The organism is Neptuniibacter sp. (genome assembly GCF_024231755.1).
Classification (GTDB): Bacteria; Pseudomonadota; Gammaproteobacteria; order Pseudomonadales; family Balneatricaceae; genus Neptuniibacter.
Genome location: NZ_JAAEQH010000279.1, coordinates 50946 through 63119 on the forward strand (window position 1 = coordinate 50946; position 12174 = coordinate 63119).

The 12174-nt window shown below is 46.6% G+C and carries 10 protein-coding genes; 6 read left to right on the top strand and 4 right to left on the bottom strand.

Annotated elements, in window-relative coordinates:
- Window positions 1–11: 11 nt before the first annotated feature.
- From trkA to def, 4 genes are all read right to left on the bottom strand, one after another.
- Window positions 12–1388: a Trk system potassium transporter TrkA gene (gene trkA, locus GY843_RS16035; RefSeq protein WP_297311055.1), complete on the bottom strand. Its 1377-nt coding sequence runs from the start codon at window positions 1386–1388 to the stop codon at window positions 12–14.
- 56 nt (window positions 1389–1444) lie between these two features.
- Complete coding sequence (gene rsmB / locus GY843_RS16040) at window positions 1445–2743, bottom strand: 16S rRNA (cytosine(967)-C(5))-methyltransferase RsmB (protein ID WP_297311056.1); 1299 nt, start codon at window positions 2741–2743, stop codon at window positions 1445–1447.
- Between the two features lie 4 nt (window positions 2744–2747).
- The gene (gene fmt, locus GY843_RS16045) at window positions 2748–3692 is read right to left on the bottom strand and encodes a methionyl-tRNA formyltransferase (RefSeq protein WP_297311057.1); all 945 of its coding nucleotides are present in this window, start codon (window positions 3690–3692) and stop codon (window positions 2748–2750) included.
- A gap of 69 nt (window positions 3693–3761) precedes the next feature.
- The gene (gene def, locus GY843_RS16050) at window positions 3762–4277 is read right to left on the bottom strand and encodes a peptide deformylase (protein WP_297311058.1); all 516 of its coding nucleotides are present in this window, start codon (window positions 4275–4277) and stop codon (window positions 3762–3764) included.
- Between the two features lie 203 nt (window positions 4278–4480).
- Between def and GY843_RS16055 the strand changes: the two genes are divergently transcribed.
- The 6 genes from GY843_RS16055 to GY843_RS16080 all read left to right on the top strand — a co-directional run bounded on the left by GY843_RS16055 (window position 4481) and on the right by GY843_RS16080 (window position 12029).
- A complete protein-coding gene (locus GY843_RS16055; protein WP_297311060.1) occupies window positions 4481–5512 on the top strand; it encodes a LysM peptidoglycan-binding domain-containing protein in 1032 nt (343 codons plus the stop codon).
- 12 nt (window positions 5513–5524) lie between these two features.
- Window positions 5525–6655: a DNA-processing protein DprA gene (dprA, locus tag GY843_RS16060; RefSeq protein ID WP_297311062.1), complete on the top strand. Its 1131-nt coding sequence runs from the start codon at window positions 5525–5527 to the stop codon at window positions 6653–6655.
- A 108-nt stretch (window positions 6656–6763) separates the two neighbouring features.
- Window positions 6764–7339 carry a Sua5/YciO/YrdC/YwlC family protein gene (locus GY843_RS16065; protein ID WP_297311064.1) on the top strand — a complete coding sequence of 192 codons (576 nt, stop codon included), beginning with the start codon at window positions 6764–6766 and terminating at the stop codon, window positions 7337–7339.
- A gap of 23 nt (window positions 7340–7362) precedes the next feature.
- Complete coding sequence (hemF, locus tag GY843_RS16070; RefSeq protein ID WP_297311069.1) at window positions 7363–8277, top strand: oxygen-dependent coproporphyrinogen oxidase; 915 nt, start codon at window positions 7363–7365, stop codon at window positions 8275–8277.
- Window positions 8278–8310: 33 nt separating this feature from the next.
- Window positions 8311–9138, top strand: a complete 828-nt coding sequence (aroE, locus tag GY843_RS16075) for a shikimate dehydrogenase (RefSeq protein WP_297311070.1) — start codon at window positions 8311–8313, stop codon at window positions 9136–9138.
- Window positions 9139–9779: 641 nt separating this feature from the next.
- Window positions 9780–12029 carry an LTA synthase family protein gene (locus GY843_RS16080; RefSeq protein WP_297311072.1) on the top strand — a complete coding sequence of 750 codons (2250 nt, stop codon included), beginning with the start codon at window positions 9780–9782 and terminating at the stop codon, window positions 12027–12029.
- Window positions 12030–12174 lie beyond the last annotated feature (145 nt).

A 12174-nucleotide genomic window follows, 5' to 3' on the forward strand; every position in this document is an offset into this window, starting at 1 on the left:
TAAGTATCCGCCTAGAAGAACGTCAGACCGACCTGGAACAGACGCTCCACTTCGGTGATTCGACGTTTATCAACAAGGAATAGAATAACGTGGTCGCCACTCTCTACCACAACATCGTCATGGGCGATCAGTACTTCATCGTTACGTACAATCGCTCCGATGGTTGTGCCGGGTGGCAGGTTAATCTCTTCAATGGATCGACCTACTACCTTGGAAGATGACTTGTCACCATGAGCGACCGCTTCCAGCGCCTCAGCAGCACCGCGACGGAGTGAGTGAACTGCTACTACATCACCGCGACGTACGTGAGTAAGCAGAGCACCAATGGTTGTTTGTTGTGGTGAGATAGCTATGTCGATAGCACCGCCTTGTACCAGATCAACGTAAGCTGGATTGTTAATCAGGGTCATCACAGTACGGGCACCCTGACGTTTTGCCAGCATGGAGGCCATGATATTGGCTTCATCATCGTTGGTGAGTGCGCAGAAAACATCGGTATCTTCGATATTCTCTTCGATAAGTAGTTCACGATCTGAGGCACTACCCTGCAGGACAATGGTGTTGTCCAGATGACGGGCCAGCCAGTTACAGCGCTGAATACCACGTTCGATGATTTTTACCTGAAACTCATCCTCAATCGACTCTGCGAGACGAGCTCCGATATTACCACCACCAGCGATAATGATGCGTTTATAAGGATTGTCTAGACGGCGAAGTTCGCTCATTACTGCACGGATATCTTTACGCGCGGCGATGAAGAAAACCTCATCGTCAGCTTCAATGACAGTATTACCTTCAGGGATTATCGGGCTGCCGCGACGGAAGATGGCCGCAACGCGGGTATCAACATTTGGCATATGCGCGCGAAGGTATGAGATCTCGCGGCCAACCAGAGGGCCACCGTAATAGGCTTTCACGGCTACTAGTTGGGCTTTACCCTCGGCAAAGTCGAGTACCTGCAGTGCTCCTGGATGCTGGATCAGTCGCTTAATATGCTTGGTAACCAGCAGCTCAGGACTAATACGTACATCAATTGGAATGCCCTTCTCACCAAAGATCTTCTGATTCTTACGCAGATAATCGTGTTCGCGTACTCGAGCAATTTTTGTTGGTGTATTAAAAAGGGTCTGGCCGATTTGGCAGGCGATCATGTTAACTTCGTCGGAGTTGGTCACCGCGATGAGCATATCGGCGTCCTGTGCGCCTGCTTGATCAAGCACTGAAGGATAAGAGGCCTTGCCTTCAACAGTACGGATATCAAGGCGGTCCTGTAGCTCTCGTAAGCGTCCGGTATCGGTATCTACGATAGTGATATCGTTATCTTCGCTAGCCAGGTTTTCTGCCAATGTGCCGCCTACCTGACCGGCACCAAGAATAATGATCTTCATGATCAGCCTTTTACTACTGCTGTAATTTAGCAGGTGCTAAAGATGTTTATGCGAGCTTACTCTGTTTTCTGCAAAAGTGCATAGTAGAAACCATCGTGGCCGTTTTTTTGCGGGAACAGCTGTCGTCCATATTCCCGTTCCACCCCCCAACCTGCATCTATCGGCAGATGTTGGGTATTAGTACTTTGCTCAATAAAACGTTTCACCAAACGTTCATTTTCCTGAGGAAAAATTGAGCAGGTGGCGTATAGAAGTTTTCCACCGGGTTTTAATAGTTCCCAGCAGTTCTGCAAGATAGCAAACTGGAGTTTGGATATTTCATGAATATCCTCACCTTTTTTAAGGTATTTTATATCCGGGTTGCGACGAATAACACCGGTGGCTGAACAGGGAGCGTCCAAAAGAATTCGGTCGTATTGCTCACCCTTCCACCATGTTTGTGAGGAGGCATCCGCAATAATGAGGTTAGCTTTAAGGCGCAACCGTTTTAAATTTTCTTCGATCCGTCCAGCGCGTTTCTCTTCAAGTTCTATAGCGTCAACTACGGCTAAAGCGGGTTCTGTTTCGAGAATATGGCAAAGCTTGCCCCCTGGTGCCGCACAGGCATCAAGCACTCGCTGACCTGGGTGCAGATCCAGTAGTTCAGCAGAGAGTTGAGCTGCTTCATCCTGAACGCTGAAAGCACCGACATTGTATCCAGGCAGTGATTCCACATTTACTGATTCAGCAAGACGTAACCCCTGTTCGCTATGAGTTGTTACCTCAGCTGAAACAACGGGCTGAAGTTGCGTAAGGTAGCTTTGACGGTCTGTGGCTTTTTGGTTAACACGTAAGGTAAGCGGAGCTTGTTGATTGTTGGCTTCCAGTATCTGCTGCCAATGCTCTGGCCAGTTATTTTTTAACTTGGCGATCATCCAGTCCGGATGGTTAAAAGTATAACTATCGTTATGAGCCAATTCGGCTTCTATCTCGGTCTGCTCCCGTTGAAAGCGTCGTAATAGAGCATTGATAAGCTTACCTGCTCCTGGTTTTTTGAGAACCTTACAGGCTTCTACGCTTTCGTTAATCGCCGCATGCCCCGGGATACGGGTGTGGATTAGTTGGTATAAGCCAATCAGGGCGACAGCACGGGCATCGATGTCCTTGTATTTGAAGGGACGGTTCTGAAGAAGCTTAAGTATCTCGTTCAGCTGTGGGTAGAAACGCATAGTGCCATAGCAAAGCTCACGCAGCAGTCCTCGGTCTTTTTCCGGACAGCGTTTTTCTACAGTGGCAAACTGAGTGTTCAGGGAGCCTTTGTTTAGTAGCAGCGGGGTTAGAACCTGTGCCGCCAGGGCGCGGATATTTACAGCCATAAAACTATCCCAACGTTACTCCAGCACTGAGTTGTTCTCGTTTGGAGTTTAGCACTGCAGCTGCATCCATTGGTTTTTTTCCGGGCAGTTGTAACTGAGTAATCTTCAGTGCACCTTCCCCACATGCCACAACAATGCTTTTTTTGTCGGAAGGAAGGATTTCACCCGCCGTACCTGATTGTTCCAGCAGTTCACAGCCAAGCAGCTTCACTGCATCTTCACCTAACTTAAATGTAACTGCTACGCGTGGGCTCAGCGTGCGTACTTTTAGATCTATATCTGCAGCTGAAGCTGTCCAGTCGATAATGCCCTCTTCCTTCTTGAGTTTGGAAGCGTAGGTAGCCAGTTCACCGTTCTGAGCTTCTGCGGTAATAGTGCCCTGTTGGAACTGTTTCAGTGTCTCAACCAGAGCATCGCAGCCAAGATCAGCCAGACGGTTAAATAGGCTGGCGGCAGTATCTGTTGATTCAATAGGAGTGAAAACCTTATACAGCATATCGCCGGTATCCAGACCTTCATCCATCTGCATAATGGTCACACCAGTTTCTTTATCTCCAGCCAGCATTGCACGTTCAACGGGTGCAGCGCCACGCCAGCGAGGAAGAATTGAGCCATGTACATTGATACAACCTAGGCGGGGTGTCTCAAGAATCGCTTTTGGTAGCAACATGCCGTAGGCAACCACAACCATAATGTCGGCTTTCAGGTTAGCGAGTACTTGCTGTTCCTCTGCTTCTTTTAGGCTGTGAGGCTGATAAACCGGAATGCCATTTGCGTTTGCCAGGTCTTTAACCGGACGTGGAGCCATCTGGTTTTTACGTTTTCCTTTCTTATCTGGCTGAGTGTAAACAGCAATAACTTCGTGCTCACTGTCCAGAATCGCTTGCAGGTTTGCTGCGGCGAAATCGGGCGTGCCGGCAAAGACGATACGTAGCGGCTGATCTGACATGGATCTTCTCCAAATAAAAACAGGCTTGCCGGTAACACCTGCAAGCCTGCATGCAATTCAGTAATGGAATTAAGCCTGTTTTTCCTGCAGCTTGTGAATCTTCTCAAGCTTGCTTTTGATGCGGTTGCGCTTAAGCATGGAGATATAATCCACAAAAAGTTTACCGTTTAGGTGATCGAGTTCGTGCTGGATGCAAACAGCCAGCAGGCCTTCGGCTTCTAGCTCGTAGGCTTCACCGTTGTAATCCAGAGCTTTTAGTTTGACGCGCTGAGGACGTTTGACGTTTTCGTAAAAGCCCGGAACCGACAAACAGCCTTCCTGATATTTATGTAACTCTTCATCCAGTACTTCGAACTCAGGATTGATCATAACCAGAGGTTCATTCTGATCGTCAGAGATGTCCATAGTTACAATACGTTTGTGGATGTTGACCTGAGTAGCTGCTAGACCAATGCCTGGGGCTGCATACATTGTTTCGAACATATCATCGATCTGTGCTCGAACCTCATCATCAACGGTTTCTACAGGTTCTGCTATAGTGCGCAGGCGTGGATCCGGATATTCCAGAATGGTCAGTTTTGCCATGATTGAATACTATCTACATTTATTAGCTGCTATTTACTCGAATTTTCAGACTCTTAGCCGAAATATATTATCGAGAAGAATAGCGAAAAAAATTAATCTGCCTATTATACTGAATAGAACGCTCAATGCATTGTCGTTACTTTCATTACCTCAGAGGGATTGCCTTCTTTAGGGTGTAGATGGAAGGAACAAGGGAACTGGACATGAAAAACTTGCTTTGCAGTTTGCTCGCCTTCGTAATGCTCTCTCTGTTGCCTGTTCAGGCTGAGACACGCAAGGACACACTGCTTCTCCGTGACGATCATCCGCAAGAGTATGTTGTGGTTAAAGGGGATACCCTCTGGCATATTTCCGGACGTTTTCTGAAAAGTCCGTGGAAGTGGCCTGAGGTTTGGGGGGTAAACCCTCAGGTTGATAACCCCCACCTGATCTATCCCGGCGATATTATTTATCTGACCTGGGTGGACGGTAAGCCTCGTCTAGGCGTGAAGCGTGATAGTAGTATCTATCCCAAAGCACGTGTTAGCCCGTTGGAACAAGCGATACATGCAATTCCGCTTCGGGACATCATCAGTTTCCTGAATGATAACCGTGTGTTGTCAGAAGATTTGTTGAAGAAAGCTCCTTATGTTTTAGGCGGACAGAGTGAACGCATCATCGCTGGTGCCGGCGATCGTATTTATGCTCGTGGTACTTTACTGGAAGATCAGCGTCGTCAGGGTATCTACCGGGCTGCTAGCGAATATAAAGATCCAGATACTGAAGAGTTTCTGGGTTACGAAATGCTGAAGATTGCTGATGCTGATGTAGTTGCTCACTCTAAAGATGAAATAGTCACACTGGATGTCGTTAAGTCTCACAAAGAAGTGCGCATTCTGGATCGCGTTGTGCCGACAGAAGAGGTGCGTATCCAGTCTGTATTCTATCCCAAGGCATCTCCTGAAGGTGTTGAAGGTAAAGTGCTCTCGGTTCTCAGCGGTGTTCGTGATGCTGGTCAGTTCAACGTGGTAGCACTCAACCGCGGAATGCGTGAAGGTCTTGAAGCTGGTCATGTCTTTGCAATCTACCGCAAGGGTGAGTTGATTAAAGACCCAGTAACTAATGAGATGCTGAACCTCCCACCAGAGCGTTCTGGTGAACTGATGGTCTTTAAAGTATTTGAAAAGGTCAGCTATGGCCTGATCATGCAGAGTACTAATGTTGTTTCTATTGGTGACGAATTACGCGAACCATAAAAGGTAAATAATATGACGGTTGATCCAAAGGACTGGATCACCGTTGCCGCCCTACCCGACTTGGGTGCGGCTTCCATCAAAAAACTGTGGGATGCTGGCTGGACGCCGGAAAAGCTTCTCGCAGTCGATGTGATTGAATGGCAGCGGTTAGGTCTTAAGCAGAAAACAATCAATGCCCTGAATGGGCTGTCTCAGAACAGAAATACCCCCACTCTAACTCGAGTAACAGAGGCGTTAGCCTGGCAGGAGCGTTTTACTGATGCGCATATTTTGCCTGTTACACACACTGACTACCCTGCTCTCTTGCGTGAAATCTATGATCCTCCAGCGGTGCTTTTTGTCAGAGGGAATCTACAAGCATTAAATCTACCGCAGCTAGCTATCGTTGGTAGTCGTAACGCTTCAGTTACAGGCTTAAAGCAGGCATACGACTTTTCCTCCTATCTGTCTGGGCATGGTTTGGTGATTACTTCCGGACTTGCTTTGGGAATAGATGCATCTGCGCATCAGGGGGCTGTCGATAAGGCGGAGAAAACTGTTGCGGTGTTTGGTACAGGTATCGACAAGCTTTATCCGGCGCGTAATCGAAACCTTGCAGCACAAATTTTGGAGCAGAATGGTTGCTGGGTAAGTGAATTCTTTCCTGGTACTCCTCCATTAACTTCCAACTTTCCGAAAAGAAATCGGATTATCAGTGGAATGAGTACCGGGGTGCTAGTTGTCGAAGCGGCTTTGAAAAGCGGTTCACTAATTACGGCGAGAATGGCGTTGGAACAAAACCGCGAGGTGTTTGCAATTCCTGGTGCTTTAAATAACCCGCTAAGTAAAGGTGGGCACAGGTTGATCCGGGACGGAGCCTATTTAATTGAAAGTGCTGAGGAGATTATTGAGCAAATCGGCCAAATATTGGGTGTTTTTTCGAACCAATTGAACCCAGAGCATACCTCAGATGAAAAAGCGCTCACAGACGATCTCAGCCCGAGTGAGAGCTTGTTGCTGAATTTCATGGGGTTTGAGGTGCTGCATATTGATCAAATAAGCCAAAACAGCGGTTTTTCATTGCCGGAGTTGAGTCAGCTCCTCGTTGCGCTGGAACTGAAAGGTTTGGTGGCTCAACATGCTGGTGGATATATGAGACTCTAAATCCCTTCCAGACAGGAGTTGAAAAAAGCACCTTGAACATTTAGTGTTCAGCCTCCTAAACTTGCCCGGCTTTCGGGTAAGTAACCATAATTGGGGAAGCTATAAAAGGTGAGCTGTAATCTTAATTCCGATTGGTGGCATATTCGCCAGTCTGCGCGAGCGATGCGTCGAGGTGAAGTTATTGCCTACCCTACTGAAGCTGTTTGGGGATTAGGTTGTGATCCGTTTGATCGGGAAGCCGTTCAGCATCTTCTGGATATTAAGCGCCGTCCAATGCACAAAGGCTTGGTTTTAGTGGCGGGAAATCTGTCGCAAATTGACTTTTTACTGCGTGATTTATCATCGGAAGACTACGCAAGAGTAACTGCTAACTGGCCGGGCCCTTTCACTTGGATTCTGCCTGATCCGGAAGACCAGATTCCGCATTGGATTAAGGGTGATCACAGTGCTGTAGCTGTTAGAGTGAGTGCTCACTTAGGTGTAAAAAGACTTACAGAGGAATATGGATCTTTCATCGTTTCCACATCGGCTAATCCTGCAGCGTATCCGCCTGCAAGGGATGTATTGAGAGTAAAGACTTACTTCGGTGATCAATTAGGCTATGTATTGCCTGGTGACTTAGGTGGTTTAGCTCAACCAACTCAGATACGGGATCTACGTTCAGATCAGTTGGTTAGAGCATAAAAATTTTAATGAGAGTGAGTACTATGTCCGCCCCAGATATTAACGCTGTAAAAGAGTATTTATTAGGTCTGCAAGATGCCATCTGTGATGCTCTTGAGCAGGCTGATGGTGAAGGGAAATTCTTTCAGGATGAGTGGCAGCGTGAAGCGGGTGGCGGCGGTCGCACCCGTGTTTTAGCTGATGGCGCAGTTATTGAAAAAGGCGGTGTTAATTTTTCCCATGTCTTTGGCGATAAGTTGCCAGGATCGGCTACAGCACATCGACCAGAGTTAGCGGGAAGAAGCTTTCAAGCGATGGGAGTTTCGTTAGTTATCCATCCACACAACCCTTATATCCCTACTTCACATGCCAATGTACGTTTCTTTATTGCTGAAAAAGAAGGTGAAGAGCCAGTCTGGTGGTTTGGTGGTGGATTCGACCTGACGCCTTATTACGGTAACGACGAAGATTGTAAATTCTGGCACCAGACGGCAAAAGAGGCTTGTGATCCATTTGGCGAAGATATCTATCCTCGTTTCAAAGAGTGGTGTGATGAGTATTTCTATCTGAAGCATCGTGATGAGCCGCGTGGTGTAGGTGGCTTATTCTTTGATGATCTGAACGAACTGGGTTTTGAGAAAAGCTTTGCTCTGATGCAGTCGATTGGTAATGCCTACAGCAAAGCGTATCTACCAATTATTGAGCGAAATAAAGATAAGGAGTACGGCGAGCGACAGCGAGATTTCCAGCTACACCGCCGTGGTCGTTATGTTGAGTTCAATCTGGTATTTGATCGTGGCACTCTGTTTGGGTTGCAGTCAGGTGGGCGTACAGAATCGATTCTTATGTCACTGCCGCCGGAAGTACGCTGGGGCTATGACTGGAAGCCAGAACCAGATACTGAAGAAGCCGTATTGTACGAGCGTTATTTGAAACCTCGTAACTGGTTAGAAGTTTAACATTCCTTGAGCAATGTATAGGTTTTTTCAGCTATGACTGAACGTTATGCCGTTTTTGGTAACCCCATTAAACACTCTAAGTCACCTCAGATTCATTCCGCTTTTGCTGAGAGTACTCAGCAGGATCTGACTTATGAAGCGATCTGTGTACCAGAGGGGGAATTTGCAGAGCATGTAGACTCTTTTCTTTCCGGTGATGGTCGTGGTTTGAATATTACGATCCCTTTCAAGCAGGAAGCGTGGGATCTGGCGGATATTCGGAGCCCTCGTGCTGAGCTGGCTGGAGCAGTGAACACCCTATATCGTAATGACCAGGGGCAGCTCTGTGGGGATAACACCGACGGTATCGGCATGGTGCGTGATATTGTTAGTAACCACGGTGGCACGATTGAAGGAAAAAGGGTGCTAATACTGGGTGCAGGAGGGGCAGTACGAGGTGTGTTACAGCCTGTTTTGGAGCAAAGCCCGGCCAAATTAGTGATTGCTAACAGGACGGCGTCCAAGGCCGTTGAACTAGCTGATCTGGTTGCTGATCTGGGTGACGTTACGGGTTGTGGGTACGATACATTGGGTGAAGAATGTTTCGATCTGGTAATCAATGGTACCGCCGCTAGTCTTCAGGGAGAGGTACCTCCTCTGCCAGACAATACTCTGGCTGAAAATGCCTGGTGCTACGACATGATGTATTCTGCAGAGCCAACAGCTTTCTGCCTTTGGGCAGAGAAAATGGGCGCAGAGAAAGCGATTGATGGCTTGGGGATGCTGGTGGAACAGGCTGCGCAATCATTCCTGATTTGGCGGGGGGTAGAACCTGATTCTCAAGCGGTTATCAGGCAGATCAGAAACTCTTTAACTGCTTGATGTTTTGCCTTGTAGGTTCCCAACACTGCTTACACCTTCGATGGTGTGGTTTCTCTATTGCTTGAACACCGGGCACCTATAAGTGATACTGACCCTGAGATGAGAAAGGCTGCAAAGGAGAGTGGGGTGCATACTTTTCTTGTGCGTCTCATATTTTGACATTGTGCGTTCCAGTGAGCGCTGAAAGCAACTTCTTATCGACCTTTCCTTAATTCATGCGTCTATTTTTTACCCTATTCCTATTCTTATTTGCAGTACAAGCGACATGCCGTTTCTTGGCGTCAGATTATCTTTCAGTGGAGATGATGCAGGTTTCTGGACTCTTTTCAGAACTGGTTGTTGCTTTATCAATTGCTGGAATTTGCAGTTACTGTTGGCGTTATAGATGGCTGGCAGTTAGCTTGCTTTTGACATGGCTAATTTTTCAGTTTGCTAATCTTGAGAGCCTTATCGCGCTGAATAAGCCTATCTCGCTGAGTGATATACATTACGCAGGGGATAGTGATTTTCTGGCGGGTTCGTTCTCGGCTATGAGCTTTCCCGTATTTTATTTGGCCGCTTTAATAACCTTTGTTTTTGTGGTTTTTCACCTGCGATCACAATCAGTGAACAAAAGCATCTTCACTAAATCTGTGGTTTTCATGGCATTGATTGCCAATACCTTTGTCAGCGTAGAAGCTGATTCCTGGCTGGAAACCAATCCAACGATGTTATCTTTTTTGTACATCGCTAATGATGACTCTGCAGCAATCTATGTTGCTGATGAAACCTTTGATGCTGTGTCTGCAGATATTTTCTCTAATCAATTGCAATTATCAGGCGGAGAAAAGAAGGATCGCAATGTTCTTATTGTGGTCTTGGAAGGGATTCCCGGAGCTTATGTTAGTTCAGTAAGAGATTATTTTGGTGTTGAAACCAAAGAGTTAATGCCTAATTTGAGCAAAATAGCAGAGTTAGGGCAGGTAACACCAAGCTTTATTGCCCATAGTCAGCAGACTATTCGAGGCTTGTATAGCATCTTGTGTGGTGATTACAGTAAGCAGTCACGTTCGACGGTTAAGGCGCTGGAATACCTGCAGATACCTGCAAACGAGCGTCCGGCTTGTTTGCCTCAAATACTAAAAGAGGAAGGTTATCAAACCTCATACATGCAGGCTGCGGCTTTGGCTTTTATGTCCAAAGATCAATTTATGCCTGCAGTTGGCTTCGATCAGGTTAAAGGCAAGGATATTAATCAGAAGCAGTATGTAGATTTTGGTTGGGGACCTGATGATCGTGCATTTCTTGAAGCGGCTTCAGAGCATATTGCTGATCTTAATTCATTGGATAAACCCTGGTTGTTGACGTTGTTAACTGTGGGTACGCATCACCCATATGCCGCACCTGAGAAATTGGTAGAAGAATATGGAACACCAAAGGAAGCTGCAGTTGCTTATTTAGATCAAGCGGTTGGTGCGTTTATGACTCGTTTGGCTGAGATGGGGGTACCGGAAGATACCTTAATCATCTTTACCTCCGATGAATCTCACGGCGTTGCAGGACACCCTTACGGGAATAACTGGGGGCTGAATATAGCTTTAGGCCCTGATGTTAAGCCGGGTCTTAAGCAGGGTTTATATGGCCTAAGTGATACCGCGTTGTCAGTATTGGATTATCTGGGAGTTGCGGATAAAAGTGGGCATCTGCTGGGGCGAAGTTTATTCCGCGAATATGAACAACCACGCTCGATGCTTTTCCACTCTACTCAGAAATTTAAAGCTGAAGATGGCCAACATGTATTAGCTTGTAATCACCGCCGTAAATGTAGCGCTATCGGTAACGAAACAGGTTTGTTGTTTGCGCCTCACTACACAACGTCCCGATTACAAGGGGAAGACAACGACAAGGTATTGTCGGAGATTTCTCTTTTAGGTCGCCGTGCTGACCAATCACTGAATGGTCGTTTGAGTAATGAGAATATGGAAATTGTTCTGCAAAAGAACAGTCGTCATGATTTGTCGAAGCATTCCGACATGGAATTAATCAGTGGAGGGAATCTAATATCTCTTCCCGATAAACGGAAAGTGAAGGTGACATTACGCTTGCTTGCACACAGTGATACAGCATTGAAGTTGCGTAATTCAGGCCATATTCGTTTAACTGCCACACCGTTTCCAACAGAGTTTGATCGCTTTAAATTACCTGAATTAAAAGCGGGTGACCTACTGGAGCTGGATTACAGCTTTTATAGCAATAAAGGCATCCAATATTTCTCACCCTTTTTGGAAGCAGGGAGTGATGGTGAGGTCGAGATTCTTGAGTTTAAGGTGAGTGCAGAGCCCGCGGAAGAACATGATTCGTTAGGCTTTAGTGTTGATAAGCTAAACGTAACTGCCAACAATAAAGTTACAGATCACTTGCACAACTCTGCAGGTCCTAAATTCGTATTTAAAGAGTTGGTTTTACACAGCTTTACAGGAAAAGATCAGGGTAAAAACACGTTGATAGCGGGTTGGGGGATACCTGAATCTTGGGGTGTATGGAGTGTGGCCGATCAAGCTGTATTACGCTTTGCTGTTGATAATCAGGCATTGCCCTTAAAGAACTACAGTATCAAATTGAAGCTGCAAGGCTTTACCGCTAATCAGAAAAAGGAACAGAAAGTCAGCTTCAAACTCAACGGGGTTATGATTTCTGAACAGGTGCATAGAATTAATCATCGCGCACAAGTTTTGGATCTGCGTTTGCCGGAAGGCGTGCTGCAAAATGGAAGTAACCTGTTGCAAGTGAATATTGAGGACCCGGTATCGCCTTTACAACTAGGGATTGATACTGATTCAAGAGCCTTAGGGCTGGGACTCAAAGCGATGCAGGTTGTAGCATACAGCGATGACTTAGTAGAGCTACAATGACCTAGAAGCCCTCTTTCTTACTTTAACTGTTTGATTTTTATACATCTGTCATGAATTCCTTCGTTACGGGTCAGGGTGCTTGCATGAGGCGCTCGCGCGGCGTATAACTGCTAGAAAGCAACTTCACGTTGTATCCTTCTTTCAG